Annotated in this window: 12 protein-coding genes; 5 read left to right on the top strand and 7 right to left on the bottom strand. The window is 56.2% G+C overall.

Going from position 1 to position 18733, the window contains the following annotated elements:
• Positions 1–28 precede the first annotated feature (28 nt).
• From ACQKLP_RS22690 to ACQKLP_RS22680, 3 genes are all read right to left on the bottom strand, one after another.
• Positions 29–3265: a SusC/RagA family TonB-linked outer membrane protein gene (locus ACQKLP_RS22690; protein WP_427325258.1), complete on the bottom strand. Its 3237-nt coding sequence runs from the start codon at positions 3263–3265 to the stop codon at positions 29–31.
• A 501-nt stretch (positions 3266–3766) separates the two neighbouring features.
• Positions 3767–5011 (bottom strand): sugar MFS transporter, encoded by a 1245-nt coding sequence (locus ACQKLP_RS22685; RefSeq protein ID WP_427325257.1) that lies wholly within the window; start codon positions 5009–5011, stop codon positions 3767–3769.
• A gap of 21 nt (positions 5012–5032) precedes the next feature.
• Positions 5033–6217 carry an AGE family epimerase/isomerase gene (locus ACQKLP_RS22680; protein WP_427325256.1) on the bottom strand — a complete coding sequence of 395 codons (1185 nt, stop codon included), beginning with the start codon at positions 6215–6217 and terminating at the stop codon, positions 5033–5035.
• Between the two features lie 353 nt (positions 6218–6570).
• On the opposite strand from ACQKLP_RS22680, the gene ACQKLP_RS22675 reads away from it, so the two are divergent.
• Complete coding sequence (locus tag ACQKLP_RS22675; protein WP_427325255.1) at positions 6571–7800, top strand: ROK family protein; 1230 nt, start codon at positions 6571–6573, stop codon at positions 7798–7800.
• A 116-nt stretch (positions 7801–7916) separates the two neighbouring features.
• Here the strand turns inward: ACQKLP_RS22675 and ACQKLP_RS22670 are convergent, their stop codons facing one another.
• The 4 genes from ACQKLP_RS22670 to rhaT are packed head-to-tail and all read right to left on the bottom strand — an operon-like array spanning position 7917 to position 13712.
• Complete coding sequence (locus ACQKLP_RS22670) at positions 7917–9266, bottom strand: FGGY-family carbohydrate kinase (protein WP_427325254.1); 1350 nt, start codon at positions 9264–9266, stop codon at positions 7917–7919.
• A 3-nt stretch (positions 9267–9269) separates the two neighbouring features.
• Complete coding sequence (locus ACQKLP_RS22665) at positions 9270–10544, bottom strand: sugar isomerase (RefSeq protein WP_427325253.1); 1275 nt, start codon at positions 10542–10544, stop codon at positions 9270–9272.
• Positions 10545–10558: 14 nt separating this feature from the next.
• Complete coding sequence (locus tag ACQKLP_RS22660) at positions 10559–12649, bottom strand: bifunctional aldolase/short-chain dehydrogenase (RefSeq protein ID WP_427325252.1); 2091 nt, start codon at positions 12647–12649, stop codon at positions 10559–10561.
• A 7-nt stretch (positions 12650–12656) separates the two neighbouring features.
• On the bottom strand, positions 12657–13712 hold the full coding sequence (gene rhaT, locus ACQKLP_RS22655; RefSeq protein ID WP_427325250.1) for an L-rhamnose/proton symporter RhaT: 1056 nt from the start codon (positions 13710–13712) through the stop codon (positions 12657–12659).
• A 111-nt stretch (positions 13713–13823) separates the two neighbouring features.
• Between rhaT and ACQKLP_RS22650 the strand changes: the two genes are divergently transcribed.
• The 4 genes from ACQKLP_RS22650 (at position 13824) to clpX (ending at position 18712) form a co-directional block, all read left to right on the top strand.
• The gene (locus ACQKLP_RS22650; protein WP_427325249.1) at positions 13824–14852 is read left to right on the top strand and encodes a GntR family transcriptional regulator; all 1029 of its coding nucleotides are present in this window, start codon (positions 13824–13826) and stop codon (positions 14850–14852) included.
• Between the two features lie 309 nt (positions 14853–15161).
• On the top strand, positions 15162–16532 hold the full coding sequence (gene tig, locus ACQKLP_RS22645) for a trigger factor (RefSeq protein ID WP_427325248.1): 1371 nt from the start codon (positions 15162–15164) through the stop codon (positions 16530–16532).
• Positions 16522–17235, top strand: coding sequence for an ATP-dependent Clp endopeptidase proteolytic subunit ClpP (gene clpP / locus ACQKLP_RS22640; RefSeq protein ID WP_126244202.1), 714 nt, complete (start codon positions 16522–16524; stop codon positions 17233–17235). Before tig ends, clpP begins: the two co-directional genes overlap by 11 nt.
• Before the next feature lie 232 nt (positions 17236–17467).
• A complete protein-coding gene (gene clpX / locus ACQKLP_RS22635; RefSeq protein ID WP_427325247.1) occupies positions 17468–18712 on the top strand; it encodes an ATP-dependent Clp protease ATP-binding subunit ClpX in 1245 nt (414 codons plus the stop codon).
• Positions 18713–18733 lie beyond the last annotated feature (21 nt).

Genomic DNA, 18733 nt, shown 5'->3' with positions numbered 1-18733 from the left:
GTTTCGGTTTTTTCCGTTTTACACTAGATTAAAATCCGACGTTCACGCCGATGTTCACCACACGCTGGATGGGATAATTGAACTCGTTGCCGCCCAGTTCCACGTCCCACATCTTGAACCGGCTGAAGGTGAACAGGTTAAGGCCATTCACGTAGAGGCGGAGGTTATGCAGCCGCGCGCGCCTGGTCCAGGCGGCCGGCATATCGAACCCGACCTCCATGGTTTTGAGGCGCATGTAAGCACCGTCGCGGAGCCACCAGGTCGACAGCTCGGTGTTGTTGGGCCGCGGGTCGGAATACAGGCGTGGCCAGAAGGCGTAGGGGTTCTGGTTATCTTCCGTCCAGCGGTCGTTGGCCACTACTTCCAGCAATCCTTTTTCCGTGCGTGCGCTTTTGATGAACGGCGCGAGGGCGTTGGGATTGATGAAGAACGAAGAACGCGCGGACCCCTGGAAGAAGGCACTGATGTCGAACGCGCCGTACTTGTACGTGAAACCGAAACCATAGTTGATTTCCGGCACCCAGGGGTGGCCAACCGGCACACGGTCCTGGTAATTGATGACACCGTCGCGGTTGATATCGACATATTTGATGTCGCCCGCGCCGAACTTGCCGAACTGCTGCACCGGAGAGTTCTGGGCTTCCGCATCGTCGATGAACAACCTGTCTGCCACATACCCCCACATCTGCTTCAGCGACTGCCCTTTCCAGTAGAGATGTTTCAGGCTTTCCGGATAATTCGGTTCTTCCGCCTCGAGGTACTTGCTGGTGGCGTAGGTGAACGTTCCGCGGACAGACAGGAATGATTTTTTGCTGATGGAGTGATTGACATCGAGCGCTACTTCAAAACCTTGTCCCTGCGCCACGCCTACGTTGGCGCGCTGTACGGAATTGAGGCCCATGGTAGTGGGGATGTTGTTACGGTCCATGAGGATGTTATCGCGGCGCTCGCGGAAATAATCGATTTGGAGCGTTCCCTTGTTGAACAATCCCATTTCCATACCCAGGTTTGTTTTGTATGCACGCTCCCAGGTGATCAGTTTATTTTCGTAGCGGTTCACATACACGCCGCCGCCGCCGTTGGAGAAGTTTTCGCCGAAGGTGTATCCGGGACCGCCGCCGAGGTTTACGTCAGACATGTAAAAGAAGCGGTCGCCTTCCGGGCCGATCTGATCGTTGCCCACGATGCCGTATGTTCCGCGGAATTTGAGGCGCGAAACAACGGGCAGGAGATTTTCGAACCAAGGTTCTTCGCTCACGTTCCAGCCACCGCCTACTGAGGGGAAGAAGCCGAAGCGGTTCCTTTTGTCGAAACGCTCCGAGCCGTTGTAGCCGAAGGTGAACTCCAGCAGGTAGCGCTTGTCGTAGTCGTAGGTAAAACGGCCAGACAGGCCCTGGTTGCGCTTCGGCAGCGAACCGATCAGCCATCCTGCGTTACCGGGCTGGTTGTTGCTGAGGATGCCGATCAGCATCCCGCCTACTTCATGCTTTTTACCGATGGTGCGGTTGTAGTTGAGCGCGGCTTCCATATAGGTTAACGAGCTCATTTCCTTTCCGCCCTCGTTATAGTCGAGATAAGGCCGTCCTTCCTTGGGATTGAGCGGTACCAGGCCGCGCGGGCCTTCGTCCGGATCTATCGCCACGGTATAATAGAAGGGAACATAGCTGCGGTTGAAAGCATAGCTGGCGTAGCGCTGCGTAAACGCCATAACGCGGCCGGTGAGCCCCGGTACGAGGAGCCCCAGGTCCTGCTTGATTTCCAGCTGCGCATTCAGGGTAGAATTGCTGTTTTGCTCAAATCCGGAAACCGCCTCGGCGAAGGGGTTCATGTACAATACCCGCTCGGTGATGAACGCGCCGCCAAACAAGGCATGCTTCGCTTCGGGCGCATAAGATTTCGGATAATAAGCCGGGAACGCGACGGGATTGGCCTGCACTGCGTTGCTGAAAATGGTACCGCCGCCGCCGCGGGGGCCGCGGTAATCATAGAACCGCCCGGTTGTACGAACGATCGCTTCCGTAGTCGGCGTCATTTTGATGTTCACGTTGGAGCGGATCTCGTAGTTGCGCGCGCGGATGTTGCTGTTGAACTCGTTCTCATCGATGGTGCGGAGAATCCCGTTGTCGATGTTGTAACTGCCCGACACATAATATTGCGCTTTCTGCGCGCCGCCGCTCACGTTGGCGTTGATACGCTGGTTATTGGTGCTGGGCTTGATCATGGTGCCCACCCAGTCCATATCCGGGTATACGTATGGATTGTCTTTGTTGACGCGGTGGCGGATATCGTCTTCCGAAAACTTGCGCGTGAGCCCGGAATTCACGCGGGCTTCGTTGGCGAGGCGCATGTAGGTAATATTGTCTGCCAGCTTCACGTTGCGGGTGTTGCGGGAATTGGAGTTTTCCGCGCGTACGTTGAAACGGGTATTCCCCACCTCGCCCGACTTGGTGGAAACGAGCACCACGCCGTTTGCGCCCCTGGCGCCGTAGAGCGACGAGGCCGTTGCGTCTTTCAGGATGGAGAAACCGGCGATATCGTCCGGTTGCAACCGCGCCAGGTCGGAAGTGGTGCTTTCGCGGCCGTCGATCAGGATGAGGGGATTCACCTTTCCTGTTCCGAAGGAGGTGATGCCGCGGATGAAGAAGTTGGCATCGTCGCGGCCGGGCTCGCCGCTGGTCTGGTAAGCCACAACACCGGCGAGGCGCCCTGCGAGCATGGTGGTAAGGTTACTGGTGGGGCCTTTCAGCTCTTTGGGATTGATGGTGGTAACAGAGCCGACCATCGTCGTTTTCTTCTGGGTGCCGAATGCCACGATGGCGACTTCACCCAACTGGCTTTCGTTGCTCTTCAGCTGGATATTGAAGGTACCGCCGGTCGTGACGCGCATTTCCTGCCGCGTAAAACCCATGAACGTGAACACCAGCGTGCTCGGCGCGGAAAGCTTGAAAGTATATTCCCCGTTGGGATTGGTTTGCACGCCTTTCAGCGGGTCGGTTTTGAGGGTGATGGAAACCCCGGGCAAGGGCATCCCCGTTGTGTCGGTCACGCGGCCTTTCACGACGATGCCGGTGTCTTGCGGAGCGGAATAGATGGCGGATACGGCGCCGGTGCTGGCCAGGGATTTCGCGTTATCCGGACGGTGCTCCGCCAGCGGACCGGCAGCCATGGCGGCGCCGGCGGCGAAAAACATACCCAACGTCAATTTCAAGCGCAGGATCGCCCTGTCGGCAGCAATGCCGGAATTGACCTTCAGTGGAAATAACATAGCGTAGGTTGTTGCTTGATTTAAGTGATTTAATACATCGGTACGTGGGCCCGTTGCAGACAAAACACTGCCCGTGCGCGAAGCGGCCGCACAGGGTTGGTTATCTGTAACAGTAATAAGTGGCGGTTACTGCATATTCATCTTGTAGCGAATTTGTTTTGCTTTTGGCTGATTACGTTCTCATGTTTCGGGAAGGAAATAGGGGTCCCCGTCCGCGCATGCGCGCAAACCTGCTACTCTATCCATTCCCAATTTGATTTTTTGCTGATTGACCGGGAAGCGCACCTGCCTTCCCCTGTTTCTCCCCCGGGCCGGATGTAAACACGCTGCATCAGTTCATTTGCGTTCGCCGGGTTTCCGGGCTTCTCTAACGTGGTATTACCTTAATTTTTCATCGTACAGGTTAAAGATAGAAAATAATTTTAAAAATACTAAGCTAGTAAGAAATATTTTTGGATAATTATCGCCAACTGGCAGTATGTTTTTAATTTTATTTACAAACTAAACCGATTTTGCAAGGCCGGACCGCCGGGGCTTACATTCCTCGATACCATAGAAAACGATATACGCATAACACAGGATGGGGATGATGAAAGCCGTTGCCCACGATGCGCTGTCGATCAGCCACCCCTGCAGCACCACGATCACCGCGCCGCCGGAAATGGCGGTAGACAATATCCCCGACGCCTGTGTGATATGCTTCCCCACACCGTTTACCGATAACGAAAAAATAATGGCGAACATCACCGAATTACAAAGCCCCACGCTGATCAGCGACCACACCGCCAGCGGCCCGCTACTGGTCATAGACACCACGATGAGCGCAATCGCTGCCAGCCCGTTGATCACCAGCATCCTTTCCGGCCGCACCACGCGCAGCACCCCCACGCCCAGGAGCCTTCCGATCAGCATCGCGCCCCAATAAAATGACACATACCGGTTCGCCTCCTGCTCCGTAATGGCCAGCGTATCGGCGATGTAGTTGGTCAGGAAAGACCCCACCGCCACTTCGGCCCCCACATAAAAAAAGATCGCCAGCGCCCCCAGCTTCAGGTTCCTGAAACCCAGCGCCGATCCGCCTTCCGCCTGCCCCTCTTCCACAGGCCGCACCTCCGGCAGCTTCATCCGCCACAACACCGCACTGATCACCACCAGCAGCAACGCGATCCCCGCATAGGGGTATTTCACGGCCGACGAGCCGCCAGCCGCCATCCCGGGCAATATCACCGCCGCGCCGAACAACGGCGCCACGATCGTGCCCACCGAACCCACGCTCTGGATCATGTTCATGCGCGACGAAGCCGTTTCCGGCCGCCCCAGCACCACGATGTAGGGGTTGGCAGACACCTGCATGAAAACGATCCCCACCGCCACGATGAACAGCGCCGCCAGGAAAAGGTAATATGCATGCAACAATGCCGCCGGGTAAAACAACAGCGCACCCGCCGCCGCCACGAGAAAACCCGTCACCATGCCCTTCCGGAACCCGATGCGCGACACGATCCGCCCGGCAGGAATGGAAAAAATCCCGTATACAGCGAAGAAATAAAACTGCACGAGCGACGATTCCGTATAACTCAGCGTGAACCCTTCCTTAAAATAAGGGATCAGCGTATCGTTGAGACAGGTAATGAAACCCAGCATGAAATACAGCACCGCAAGCGACAACAGCGCGGGCAGATAATTGCGGGATGAGGGCGAAGCGCCTTGGTGGACGCTCATTTCGGGCGAAAGTACGTTGGCCATGATACGATCAAATCTGGTTGGTTATACAGTTACGGTTTGCGAAACGGCGATCTCCTCCAGCGTTTTCCAACTGAGGAACAGCGAGCGCGGAACATGGAAACATCCTTTCCATTTCCCGCCCTTCAGCGGCAGCAGCACTTCTCCCCTGCGGTCCAGGTACCCGAACCATTCGCCGAACTCGGCGTCGCGGAAATGCCGCCAGGTATAGTTGTGCAGCCGGTGGAACCACTGGAGGCAACGCTCGTCGCCGGTGTAGCGGTAGCCTTTCAGCATGGCCACGATGGCTTCATGATGCACCCACCAGAGCTTCTGGTCCCATTCCAGTTGTTGCGGAGGCCGTCCTTTCGCGTCCATAAAATAGAAAATTCCTTCGAATGATGTATCCCACCCAAATTCGAGCATGCGCAGCGCGATGTCTTTACACTTGAGCATGAGGGCTTCATCGCCCAGCCGATGCGCGATGTCCATGAGGAACCACATCGATTCCAGGCTGTGCCCGGGCGATACGAGGCGGCCCTCGAAAGAATCCGACAGGCGCCCGTCCGGCGTCACGTTTTCCATGATGAGCCCGGTTTCCGGATCGTAAAAATCTTCCATCACCGCACGCACGCATTCGCGGATGGTGCTGTCTACTGTTTCGCGCGGCAGCACATGCTCCACTTCCAGCACCAGGTTGGAAAGGATCATAGGGAGCGACAACCCCTTCAGCGGCCGTGTGCCGGGAACGGCTTTGGAATAGCTGCCCTTCGGCTGGCTGAACCGGGACAGGATGCTTTGAAATGTGCGCAGCGCCACGTCATTATATTCCGCATTGCCGGTAGCCTTGCCCAACTGCGCGAACGCCATGGCGGCGAAGCAGTCGGAAAAAATGTTGTACGCCTGCACGAGGGGGCGGCCTTCGCGGGTAAGGCTGAAATACCAGTTCTCATTGACGTCGCGCCCATGGCGCAACATAAAATCAGCCCCATGCTTGGCGGTTTTCAGCCACTCGTCGCGCTTGCCCAGTTTGTTACAGAGCATGGCGAACGTCCACACCTGGCGGCCCTGCAGCCAGGCGAATTTATCGGTATCGAAAACGTTCCCTTCCCGGTCGAGACAGGTGAAAAATCCACCAAACTCCTCGTCTATGGAATGTTCCAGCCAGAATGGTATTACATCGTTCAACAGGTTGTCACGGTACTGCTCCGCGATTTGTATCAGGTTCATAAGTTGATAATAAAAGTTCAGAATCGGGTCGTAACAAAAGATGCGGCGGCGGGCCGTTGCGAACAGCCTTCCCTTCTCCCGACAATAATCGATTGCATGAAAAGCGGTTTCAGATGAACGCGGAACGGTCGCCCGGAGGCACGGTTTCCCTTACGCGGCCGCCGGTCCACGGGTTTTCGGTCATATCCGGCGCGCGTCCCGCTTCGACGGCGCCCCGGCATAATGCAGGATGCTAAATAACAATTTTATTTATAAAACTGCAACTAGTTTTTTAATTATTTTAATAAATAAAGTGGATATAAACCTTGGGGCAAATTTTCCTACTTTGACCCCTTCAATGAAGTAGCAGCTACATGAGCCGTCATACCTTTTTCGAAGATCTCCGTAACGATGCCATCACGGGCGTAGCGTACAAGAACCTGCAGCAGAAGAAGCAGGTTCTGTCGTGGTTCGTGAATGCGGGCAACACCACCATCGCCGACCTGAGCCGCGAGCTGAACGCCAGCGTACCGAAAGTGGGCGAGCTGATCAACGAGCTGATCGCCGACGGACTGGTAAAAGATTACGGGAAGATAGAAGCGGCGGCGGGCCGGCGGCCCAACGTGTACGGTCTGGAACCGGATTCGTTCTTTTTCGTGGGGGTGGATATCAAGCAATATTATGTGAACCTCGGCCTGGGGGATTTCCGGAACAACCTCGTCCGCACCCAGGAAAAGGTGCCTTTCCATCTCAAGAACACCCCGGAAGCCCTCAACCGGCTGTGCGACATCATCACCGGGTTCATCGCCGCTTCGGGTAAAGGGAAAAAGAAAGTCATCGGCATCGGCGTGAACCTTTCCGGCCGCATCAACTACCGTTCGGGCTATAGCTACAGCTTCTTCCATTTCCAGGAAGACCCGCTCAGCAAGGTGATCGAGCAGCGGCTGGGCATTCCCACATTCCTGGAAAACGACTCCCGCGCCGTGGCCTACGGTGAATTCAGCAGCGGCGCCTATCACGAGAAAAATGCGTTCTTCATCAACCTGGAGCACGGCATCGGCATGGGGCTGCTGCTGAACGGACAATTATATTACGGCAAATCCGGTTTCGCCGGAGACATTGGCCATATCCCGGTTTTCGACAATGAAATCCTTTGCCATTGCGGAAAGAAGGGCTGCCTGGAAACGGAAGCTTCCGGCGCCGCGCTCACCCGCCTGTTCATCCGGCGCCTCCGCGAAGGGGCGAGCAGCATCGTGGCCAGGCGCATCCCCAATCCGGACGATGTGCAATTGGAAGACATCCTCGCCGCCGTGAAGCAGGAAGACACCCTCGCCATCGAGCTCATCGCGGAAATCGGGGAGAAACTCGGCCGGGGGATCGCCATCCTCATCAACATCCTCAACCCGGAAGTGGTGATCCTCGGCGGGGCGCTCGCTTCCACCGGCGATTACATTTTACTGCCCATCCGCAGCGCCATCAATAAATTTTCGTTGACTTTGGTGAATAACGATACCAAACTCGTGCTTTCCCGCAAAGGGGAACATGCGGGCATGGCCGGCGCCTGCCTGCTGGTGCGCGACCGCCTCCTGGCGCTGATCGATTAAGGAAAAATGGAGCGGCAAATGAAAATTTGCACCCTGTATGCTATTTCACTTAACACGTATCTAAATCAGCAATTATACTTTACGGTCTATGCCGATCTCGTGCCGAGTGAAGTCTATCATCCAAGAATTTCTGCGCAGGGACCGGGATATGCGGCCAATGATATCAACTGTTGCGGCAGCGGCCCGTTTTGCCAGACGCCATGCAATGCCAGCGCGGCCCCCAGGGCAGTGGCCTGCGGCACGGTAGCCGCGAACACTTCGATTCCGCGGAACTGCGCCGCCAGCATGCGCATGAACACTTCGTTCTTCCCGAACCCTCCGTCCACAAAGATCTTCCCCACCGGCGCACCTTCCAGCACGAGCGCGGTGGAACGGTATTGTGCGGTCACGAGGTCGTATATCAATTGATGGTAAGCTTCCGTATCGGATTGGAAACCGGCCAGGTCACGGCCGGCGAAGTCCCCGCCAGGCAGCATTTTTTCCATCATCGCCGCGTCGAACGGCACCGATTGGTAATGCGCCGGCTCCCGGTTGAAATGCGCCGCGATGCGCGCCACTTCCCGCTCGTGCACGAACCCCGAAAACAACCGCGACGCTTTCACCGGCCGCGCATCGTACGAGAGGTAGCACAGGCAATCCTGTTCCAACTCTTCGGCCGTGAGCGGCGTGGCGTTGAAAGGGTTCAGCGTAATGCACCAGGTACCGGTGGAAATCAGCGCGAACGGTTCCCTGAATTGCAGCAAATACGGGATGAGCGCGGCGGAAGAATCGTGGAGGCCCGGGCCTGTGGGGATTTCCCGTCCCGCCACAACACCGTTCACCACTTCGCCCGCGTTCCGCAACGGCGCCATTACGCCCGCCAGCTGCTCGTTGTGCACCCATGCATGGTAATCCCGTTTTTCGAAATCCCACATCGCGGTATGGCAGCCGATGCTGGTGATATCCGCGCAGGGAGCGCCCGTTAGCAGGAAACTCACATATTGCGGCAGATGCAGCGCATGTCTGACGTGCGCAAAAAGCGCAGGACGCTCCATGCGCAGGCGATACAGCTGCAGGCCCGAATTCAGGCTATCCAGCGTGGGAGACGCCGTTTGCCGGGAAAGCGCCGGTTTTCCGCCGTATTGTTCGTATAGCCGGTCGCGTAATTCCGCCGGGTAGGGCTTGAGATAGTTGTACAATGGCGTCAACGGCTTTCCAGCGGCATCGATATACACGAGGCTCGCGCCGTAGGCGGACACGTTCACCGCGCGTACGTCCACGCCCGGCAGCGCCATGGCTTCTTCCAGCGATGCGTGCACGAATTCGCGGAGACTTTGGATGCACTCGCAGGGATCCCCGTCTTCGTCGGCCGTTTCGGGCAGCCGCACTTTTTTTTCATGCACCACGCGATACGCCCCGTCGAAGAGGAACAGTTTTTTATTGGTCTTGCCGATGTCGAGCACGGCGATAACGGGAATCTTCGTCATGGTTTATAAACCTGTAGCAATGGTCGATACCCCTCTTCTGCTGATGAGCCCCGAACGGACTTTCTCGCCGCGGTACACGCCCAGCGGACTGAGCGCGCCGCCCGCCCGGAGGCGCGCTTCCGCTACCAGCGGCCTTACGTCCGTACGGTACGCCTGTTGCAGGATTTCCTGCGCGGCCACCACATCGTTCCTTTCCTGCGCGGCGGTGAGCGCGGCGCGGTCTACCAGCAATGCCTGCGCATAAGCGATGAGGATCGCTTCCACGGATTGCAGCAGGTCTTCCAGCGGGTCTTTCACGTTGTGGGACGCGTCGATCATCCAGCCCAGGTCTGTCGCGTGTTTCATATTGCGCGCATTCATCCCGTCTACCAGTTCGCAGAAAATCAGGAACAGCTGGTAAGGCTTGATGCTGCCGACGGTGAGGTCGTCGTCCCCATATTTCGAATCATTGAAATGGAACCCGCCCAGTTTGCCTTCCATGAGCAGCAGCGAAACGATCTGTTCGATATTGGCGTTGGGGAGATGATGGCCGAGGTCTACCAGCGTGTACGCCTTTTTGCCCAGCTTGGACGCGAAGAGGTACGACTGGCCCCAATCACCGACGGTCGTGGAATAAAAATTCGGTTCGAAGGCTTTGTACTCGACGAACATCTTCCAGTTGCCGGGCAGTTCCGCATAAATCTCGCCCAATCCTTCCAGCGTGTTTTCGAACGCTTTGCGGAAGCTCAGCTGGCCGGGGAAGCACGACCCGTCCGACAGCCAGACGGTGAGCGATTCCGAGCCCAGTGCCACGCCGTGGCGGATCACTTCGATATTATGTTCGATGGCTTGTTTGCGCACATCGCGGTTTACATGCTGGAGGGAGCCGAATTTGTAGCTGTGCTCCTGGCCGGGCTGGTCCTGGAAGGTGTTCGAGTTCATGGCATCGAACCTGATCCCGTGCGCGGCGGCGAGGGCGCGGATGTGCGCGGGATCTTCCGGGATATCCCAGGGAATATGCAGCGAAATGGCGCCGCTGGCGCGGTTGAGGCGATGCAGCAGACCGATGTCTTCTATTTTTTCTTCGAGATTGCGCGGCTCGCCGCCGGCGGGGAATCTGCCGAAACGCGTGCCCCCGGTACCGAGGGCCCAGCTGGGGATCGCCACCTGGAATTCGCCGAGCAGGCGGAGGACTTCCTCCGCATGGGGGATTTCTCCCTGCAGATAAGCCAGCGCCCGTTCATGTTTACGGAGCGCCTGGCCGTTATAACCGTCTATCTTATTCTGGTCGATTTGCATGGTGTATTGTTTTACTATCTGACAAAAGCCATGGCCACGCCGCCGTCTACATTCAACACGTTGCCCGTAGCTTTCTGCAATAATCCTCCAACGAATGCGAAACATGCGTCTGCGATGTCTTCCGGCAAAATCACCTGGTTGAGCAAAGTGCGTTTCGCGTAATAAGCCGGCAGCTCTTCCACTTTCACGCCGTAGGCTTTAGCCCTGCCTTCCGCCCATGCGCCGGCCCAGATGGTGCTGTCGGCGATCACGGCATCGGGGTTCACGACGTTCACGCGAATGCGGTCTTTCCCCAGCTCTGCGGCGTTCAAACGGCTCAGATGCAGCTGCGCCGCTTTCGCGGACCCGTATGCGGCGTTGTTGGGGCCGGATACGAGGGCGTTTTTGCTGACGATGTTCAGCACGTCGCCACCGAGGTTTTGCTTCCGCATCATTTCCACACCTGCCTGCGTCACGAAGAACTGTCCTTTGACGAGCACATCGTACAACAGGTCCCAATCCTTTTCCGTATGCTCTTCCAGCGGCTTGGAGATGGAAAGCCCCGCACAGTTGACCACAATATCCATCCCGCCAAACGCCAGCGCGGCGGTATGGTAGGCGCTGGCCACATTGCCGCCGTCTTTCACGTCGAGCAGCGCGGCGGCGCAGGCATCTTTCCCGAATTCCTTTTCGAATGCGGCTTTCGCTTCCGCCAAACGGTCTGCGTTGTTGTCGGACAGCACTACCACGGCGCCTTCCTGCGCGAACTTACGGGCGATGGCCTTCCCGATGCCGCCCGCGCTCCCCGTTACCAGCGCGATGCGGCCGGTGAGGGCTTTGGGCCTGGGCATGCGCTGCAGTTTCGCTTCTTCCAGCAGCCAGTATTCGATATCGAACGCTTCCTGCCGCGGCAGCGAAGTGTAGGAAGATACGGCTTCGGCGCCGCGCATCACGTTGATGGCGTTGATATAGAATTCGGCGGCCACGCGTGCCGTCTGCTTGTCTTTCGCGAAGGTGAACATACCAATTCCCGGGCATAAAATCACTACCGGGTTCGTATCGCGCATGGCCGGACTGTTCGGATGCTTGCACTTGTCGTAGTATTCCGCGTACATTTTCCGGTAACCGTCGAATGCGGACGCGAGCTTTTCCGCATCGGCGGCCGTTTCCGGATGCACGACCAGCGGACTGATCTTCGTTCGCAGGAAGTGATCCGGGCAGGAGGTGCCGAGGGGCGCGAGGCGCTCCAGGTCGTTGGAATGGATGAACTGCAGCACGCGCTCATCGTCCGTGAAATGCCCGATCATCCGCTGGTTCGACGAGGCGAGGCCTCTCAGTACCGGCGCCAGCTCCGCGGCTTTGGCGAGCCTTTCCGCCTGCGGAAGCGCTTCCATGCGGGCGCCGCCGAAAACAGGGCGCGATTTGCCGAGGTGTTTCTCCAGGTATTCCGCGCACTGCTCGATCACTTCGAGGGTGTTGATGTAGGATTCGTACGCCGTATCTCCCCAGGTGAACAGCCCGTGCGATCCCAGCATAATGCCGCGGATGCCGGGGTTCGCGTCCAGGCAGGCTTTCAGCTGCAGGCCGAGATCGAAGCCCGGGCGCTGCCAGGGCACCCAGCCGATCTTCCCGCCAAACAGTTCCTGCGTGATCTTTTCCCCGTCTTTCGCCGCGGCAATGGCGATGGCCGCGTCCGGGTGCAGGTGGTCGATATGTTTGAACGGCAGGAAACCGTGCAGCGGTGTGTCGATAGACGGCGCTTTGGATTTGAGGTCGTATATGCAATGATCGAAGAGGGCAACCATTTCATCTTCCATCTGCATGCCCCTGTAGATGGATTTCAGGCTGCGGAGGCGGTCTACGTACAACGCGGCGAGGCCGCTGCGCTGGAGCGTACCCAAATCGCCGCCGGAACCCTTTACCCACATCACTTCCACGGGATTGCCGGTGAGGGGATCGGGCGCGATGGCCTTGCAGCTGGTGTTGCCGCCGCCGTAGTTGGTGAGCCGGAGGTCCGCGCCCAGCAGGTTGGAACGATAGATCAGCAGGGCCACTTCATCGCCCGCCATTGCGGCGGCTTTGCCCTCATCCCATAAATAACTTACATGTTTGAATTGCTTCGTCATCGATCAATTAATTTTCAAGTGAACTGCCGTACCCTACCAGCAAGACAGACAAAATAATGGTGGCGATACCCGCCAGCACTGTCCGGTAGGTTTTGGGGGTTACGCCTTTCCATTCTTTCAGCGCAAAACCCCACAACGTGGAAATGAGAATGATGAACGCCATGTGGAGTATCCACGAGCCGGCGCCATTGCCGAGCTTGCTTTCGCCCATGCCGTAGAAGAAAAACTGCATGAACCAGGTAGTGCCGGCCAGCGCGGAAAAGAAGTAATTCGCGGCCAGGGGCGTTTCCCGGTTCGTATAATCCTTGAAAGAACGGTTGCGCGCGTTGAGGACCATGCACCAGATGAAGTTGGTCGTGAGCCCGCCCAGCATGATCACCACGAACGTGACGTTGTTGGCGAAAAGCGGGTTGGCGCCGTTGGCCACGGCCTCCTTCCCCATCGAGCCGCCTGCCGAAATCGCGAAACTCATGCAGGCGCTCAGAATGCCGGAGATGCTCGCCACCGTCAATCCTTTCTTCAGATCGAATTCCTTTATATTTTCCTGTTTCTGATCGTCCGTCAACTCTTTTTCTTTCCGCATACCCGCTTTGCCGCTGATCATGATCCCGAGGAGGCAAACCGCCACGCCGAGCAGCACGAACAATCCGCCGTGCGTGCTCACCATCGTCCCGAAGTTATTGTCGCTCTCCGCAATGATGCTCCGGTAAATGGGCGGGATGAGCGCCCCGAAAGCGGAACAGAACCCTAGCGCCACGGCCATCCCCAGGCTCATGCCGAGGTACCGCATCGATAAACCGAACGTCAAACCCCCGATCCCCCACAACACTCCCAGGAAGTACGTCCAGAAAAGCGTGGCGCCGTCAGTGTTCAGGATGATATCCATGAACCCCGGCACAGTGATCCATGCGGCGATGAACGGAACGATGAGCCAGGAAAAAAGTCCGCCGGTGATCCAGTAACTTTCCCAGTTCCAGCCCCTGACTTTCTTGTACGGCAGGTAAAAACTTCCGGAGGCGAAGCCGCCCAGCAAATGGAAGAACAATCCCAGGATAGCGTGCATAATAACGTGGATTTTGTATGATGATCGCAAAATATGCATTGCGTGCGGAACCACTGTCATGCCCCGTCCTGCCTGTGTTTTTTCAATTATTTCACTACTTTGGACAACGTTATGAAAACACCAGACATCCTCCGGCATATCGCCATCGACGACTTCTCCGCCACGCCCAAATACCAGCAACTGGCCGATGCGCTTTTGCAGGCGATCGGGGAAGGAAAGATCCGGCAGAACGACATCCTCCCGTCCATCAACGAGCTTTCTTACAAACTCGACATCTCGCGCGACACGGCCGAGAAATCGCTCAAGCTGCTGAAAGCCCGCGGGATATTGGGCTCCGTGCCGGGGAAGGGATATTTCGTACAGCAGACGGGGCTGCGCCAGCAATTCAAGATCCTGTTGCTTTTCAACAAGCTCAGCGAGCATAAAAAGATCATCTACGACGCGTTCGCAGGCAAGCTGGGCGATGCGGCGAGCATCGATTTTTATATCTACAACAGCGATTTCGGGCTGTTCAAAAAACTGCTGCAAAGGAACCTGTCGGAATACACGCATGTGGTGGTGCTGCCGCATTTCCGGGAGCGCGTGCAGGTGGATGCGCTGCTGAACGACATCCCCCGCGAAAAACTGCTGCTGCTCGATAAAAAACTCAGAGGCGTCACGGGCCCTTACGGCGCCGTGTACGAAAACTTCCGCGAGAATATTTATGACGCACTGGAGGCGCTCCGCGACCGGCTGGAGCAATACGGCGCGCTGACGCTTATTTTCCCGGAGAACACGTATTACCCCGACGAGATCCGCGACGGCTTCCTGCAATTCTGCCAGGATTACGCGTTCCCTTCGCGGGTGGTGCATGCGCTGAACGATGGCGATGTGCGGGCGGGCGAAGTCTATATCAACATCCGGGAAAGCGACCTGGTGGAGCTGATCGGGAAAATCCGTGCGCAGGGCCTGACGCCGGGGAAAGACACGGGGATCGTCTCTTATAACGAAACCCCGCTGAAACCTTTTATCCTGAATGGCCTGACGACCATTTCGACCGATTTCCAGCTGATGGGGGAACTGGCGGCGGGGATGATCCTCGACGGATCGCTGTCGCAGGTGGAGGTGCCGTTCCGGGTTACACCGCGGGCTTCGCTCTGAGGCCACGCATGAAGATCGGCCCTAATATGACTGCCTCGGGGCCAAAATTTCGGGAAAACGAACTATCTTCGCGCTTCGCCGGCAGTGGCATTTTTTCACAAACCGTTGAGATTAACTGATTTAGAGGGGGCCAAAATTCCGATTGAGGCCCGGTCGGTGATATTCTGTCGGTCTGGCGGCCCGCCCGCCCTGCTAAAAAGGCAGGTTTTCCGCACTGCGGGCCCGTGGCACAATCTTGGTTGACAGGATTGGGCACGGAAAGACGAACAAGTATATTTTCTGTGTTTTTAATATTAACAAAAAGCAAAAATGGCAACCGTAACCAGAGAGAACATTGGTTTATTAAATGATAAGATCACTGTGAAAGTGAGCCAGGAAGATTACCTTCCTAATTTCGAGAAAGCTGTCAAGCATTTTTCCAAAACCGCCAACATCCCTGGATTCCGGAAAGGCCAGGTTCCCGCCGGCATGATCAAAAAAATGAGCGGCCAGGCGCTGTTTGCAGACGAAGTGCTGAAAACGGTGGAAAAGGAACTGATGGGCTATATCCAGACCGAAAAACTGGAAATCTTTGCCCAGCCTCTCTCCCTCGAGAACGAACCGAAAAACTTCGATTACAATACACCTGCGGAATTCGACTTCGCTTTTGAAGTAGGCCTGAAACCTGCGTTCGACGTAGACCCCCTGCTGGCGAAAACCTCCCTCACCCGCTACAACGTAAAGGTGACCGACGAGATCGTTGACCAGGAACTGGACCGTCTGCAACTGAAAGGCGGCAAATCCAGCGAGCCCGAAACCGTTACTTCCGAGAACAACGTGCTGAACCTCGAGTTCATCGAGACAGACAGCAAAGGCAACATCGCAGAAGGCGCAGAGAAAAAAGAAAACTCACTGCTTGTAAAAACCTTCTCCGCCGCCGCACAGGAAAAACTGATGGGCAAAAAAGTAGGCGACACCATCGTGTTCCAGCTTTCCAAAGCTTTCGATAAAGACCGTATCGAATACATCACCAAAGACCTCGGCCTCGCTAACGATAAAGACGCTGCGAAAAAATACTTCCAGCTCACCATCACCAAGCTGACCCTGATCGAAAAACGTGAACTGAACGAGGAATTCTTCAACGAAGTGTACCCCGGCCAGAACATCGCTACCGCCGAAGCTTTCCGCGAAAAACTCCGCGAAGAGATCGGTAAATACTGGAAACAGGAAGCCACCAACCACCTGCACAACGACCTGTTCGAGACGCTGGTGCACGAAACGCCCATCGAGCTCCCGAAAGAATTCCTGAAACGTTGGCTCCAGAAAGGCGGCGAAAACCCGAAAACGGAAGCAGAAGCCGAACAGGAATACCCGAACTTCGACCATCAGCTGCGCTGGACGCTCATCAGCGACAAACTGATCCGCGATAACAAAATCGACGTTTCTTTCGATGAACTGAAAGACAACGCACGCACCAAGCTCATGTCTTACTACGGCCTCGGCGGCGACCAGGCGGAGTGGATGGACAGCTACCTGGAGCGCCTGCTGCAAGACGAGAAATACGTGGACCAGACTTATCGTGAGCTCATCACCCAGAAGCTGTTCGACTGGGCCGAAACCAAGGTGAAAGTAAAAGAAGAGGAAATTACTGCAGAAGAATTTGTTAAATTACCTCATAAACATCACCATCATGAACATTAATGACGAATTCCGGAAATATGCGATTCACCACCGCGGGATCAGCAGCCTGGTTGTAGATAGTTATGCCCGTAACTCCCGCATCAATTCGCTCACTCCTTATATCATCGAGGAGCGCCAGTTGAACGTTACGCAGATGGACGTGTTCTCCCGCCTCATGGCAGACCGTATCATCTTCCTGGGCGATCCCGTGAACGACTATGTGGCCAACGTAATCACCGCACAGTTGCTGTTCCTCGAATCGGCCGACCGTAACCGCGATATACAGATGTACATCAACAGCCCCGGCGGCTCCGTTTATGCCGGTCTGGGTATTTATGATACCATGCAGATCGTTTCGCCCGACATCGCCACCATCTGCACCGGCATGGCCGCCTCCTTCGGCGCCGTACTGCTGGTTGCCGGCACCAAAGGCAAACGCACTGCCCTGAAGCACGCCCGCGTAATGATCCACCAGCCTCACGGCGGCGCGGAAGGCCAAACTTCCGACATCGAGATCACCGCGCGCGAATTCGTGAAGCTCAAAAAAGAGCTGAACGAAATCATCGCCTCCCACTGCGGCCAACCCGTGAAAAAAGTGGAAAAAGACGGCGACCGCGACTTCTGGATGACGGCCGACGAAGCCAAGGAATATGGTATCATCGACGACGTTCTGGACAAAAATCCCCGCAAGAAAGCTGTGGAAGGTGGCAACACACCCCAGTAATCGACGGACAAACGCATAAAAAAAACGCTCCCGGCCGGGAGCGTTTTTTTTATCTCCGCAACCCGGCAAACCGGGCTACGAACGGCAATAATCCATCATATGTAAGAATTTGTTAAGTTTAAAGCGGGATGGGGCAACAGGTAGGTTTTCCCCTTCCGAAACCCGCCAAAAAACCGTAATTTTGTAACCTCGTAATCGAGGCTGCAACAGCCTTACACTAAAAACCAGATAAATGAAAGAATCCAAGATACGCTGTTCGTTCTGCAACCGGAACAAAGACGAGGTAAGGATATTGATCGCAGGTGCAGACGGCCATATCTGTGAAAACTGTGTGGCCAACGCGCAGGAGATCATCGAGCAGGAACTGAGCCCCGCCGGCGAAGCGCCCCGCAAAAGCGGCCCCTCGCACTTCGTACCGAAAGTGGCGAAACCGGTGGAAATCAAGCATTTCCTGGATGAATACGTGATCGGTCAGGACGATGCGAAGAAAATCCTCGCCGTGGCCGTTTACAATCACTACAAACGCCTCAACCAGCAGGTAACGGAAGATGATGTGGAAATCGAAAAGTCGAACCTCATCATGGTCGGCGAAACCGGCACGGGCAAAACCCTCCTCGCCAAATCCATCGCCCGCCTCCTCAACGTTCCCTTCACCATCGTAGACGCGACGGTTTTCACCGAAGCCGGTTATGTGGGCGAAGACGTGGAAAGCATCCTCACCCGCCTCCTCCAGGTCTGCAACTACGACGTGGAAGCCGCCGAAAGAGGGATCGTATACATCGATGAGATCGACAAGATCGCCCGCAAGAGCGATAACCCGTCCATCACCCGCGACGTAAGCGGCGAAGGCGTTCAACAGGGCCTCCTCAAACTCCTGGAAGGCACCGAAGTGCTCGTTCCCCCGCAAGGCGGCCGCAAGCACCCCGAGCAAAAACTCATCAAGGTAAATACACAGAATATCCTGTTCATCTGCGGCGGCGCGTTCGACGGGGTAGACCGTATCATCTCCCGCCGTATCCAAACCCATTCCATCGGGTTCACGGTGAACAAGGAACAAGAAGAACAAAACCGCAAGCACATCCTGCGTTACGTGAATTCGCAAGACCTCAAGCAATTCGGCCTCATCCCCGAGCTGCTGGGCCGCCTGCCGGTGGTAACCTACCTGAACACCCTCGATAAAGACGCGCTGAAAGCCATTCTCACCCAGCCGCGCAACGCCCTCATCAAACAGTACAAAAAACTGTTCAAAGTGGAAGGCATCGAGTTCGAAGTGGAAGACGATGCAGTGGATTACATCGTGGAAAAAGCCCTGGAATACAAGTTGGGCGCCCGCGGCCTCCGCTCCATCTGCGAAGTGGTACTGGCGGACGCTATGTTCAACCTGCCCAGCACCACCGAGAAATCTTTCGTGCTCACCCGCGCCCTGGCGGCCGAAAAGCTCGAAAAAAGCACGCTCGTGGCACTCAAGGTAGCCTGATCACCCGAATTCCAAACCGAT

It is taken from the genome of Chitinophaga sp. NPDC101104 (assembly GCF_050277495.1).
In the GTDB taxonomy this organism is placed as follows: Bacteria; Bacteroidota; Bacteroidia; order Chitinophagales; family Chitinophagaceae; genus Chitinophaga.
This window is presented reverse-complemented; position numbering and strand designations above follow the sequence as displayed.

Coding starts and splice junctions, on each gene's coding strand:
- rhaT (WP_427325250.1), bottom strand. CDS start 13,712: ATGCACGCTATCCTGGGATTGTTCTTCCATTTGCTGGGCGGCTTCGCC.
- clpP (WP_126244202.1), top strand. CDS start 16,522: ATGAACATTAATGACGAATTCCGGAAATATGCGATTCACCACCGCGGG.
- ACQKLP_RS22690 (WP_427325258.1), bottom strand. CDS start 3,265: ATGTTATTTCCACTGAAGGTCAATTCCGGCATTGCTGCCGACAGGGCG.
- ACQKLP_RS22680 (WP_427325256.1), bottom strand. CDS start 6,217: ATGAACCTGATACAAATCGCGGAGCAGTACCGTGACAACCTGTTGAAC.
- tig (WP_427325248.1), top strand. CDS start 15,162: ATGGCAACCGTAACCAGAGAGAACATTGGTTTATTAAATGATAAGATC.
- ACQKLP_RS22660 (WP_427325252.1), bottom strand. CDS start 12,649: ATGACGAAGCAATTCAAACATGTAAGTTATTTATGGGATGAGGGCAAA.
- ACQKLP_RS22650 (WP_427325249.1), top strand. CDS start 13,824: ATGAAAACACCAGACATCCTCCGGCATATCGCCATCGACGACTTCTCC.
- clpX (WP_427325247.1), top strand. CDS start 17,468: ATGAAAGAATCCAAGATACGCTGTTCGTTCTGCAACCGGAACAAAGAC.
- ACQKLP_RS22665 (WP_427325253.1), bottom strand. CDS start 10,544: ATGCAAATCGACCAGAATAAGATAGACGGTTATAACGGCCAGGCGCTC.
- ACQKLP_RS22670 (WP_427325254.1), bottom strand. CDS start 9,266: ATGACGAAGATTCCCGTTATCGCCGTGCTCGACATCGGCAAGACCAAT.
- ACQKLP_RS22685 (WP_427325257.1), bottom strand. CDS start 5,011: ATGGCCAACGTACTTTCGCCCGAAATGAGCGTCCACCAAGGCGCTTCG.
- ACQKLP_RS22675 (WP_427325255.1), top strand. CDS start 6,571: ATGAGCCGTCATACCTTTTTCGAAGATCTCCGTAACGATGCCATCACG.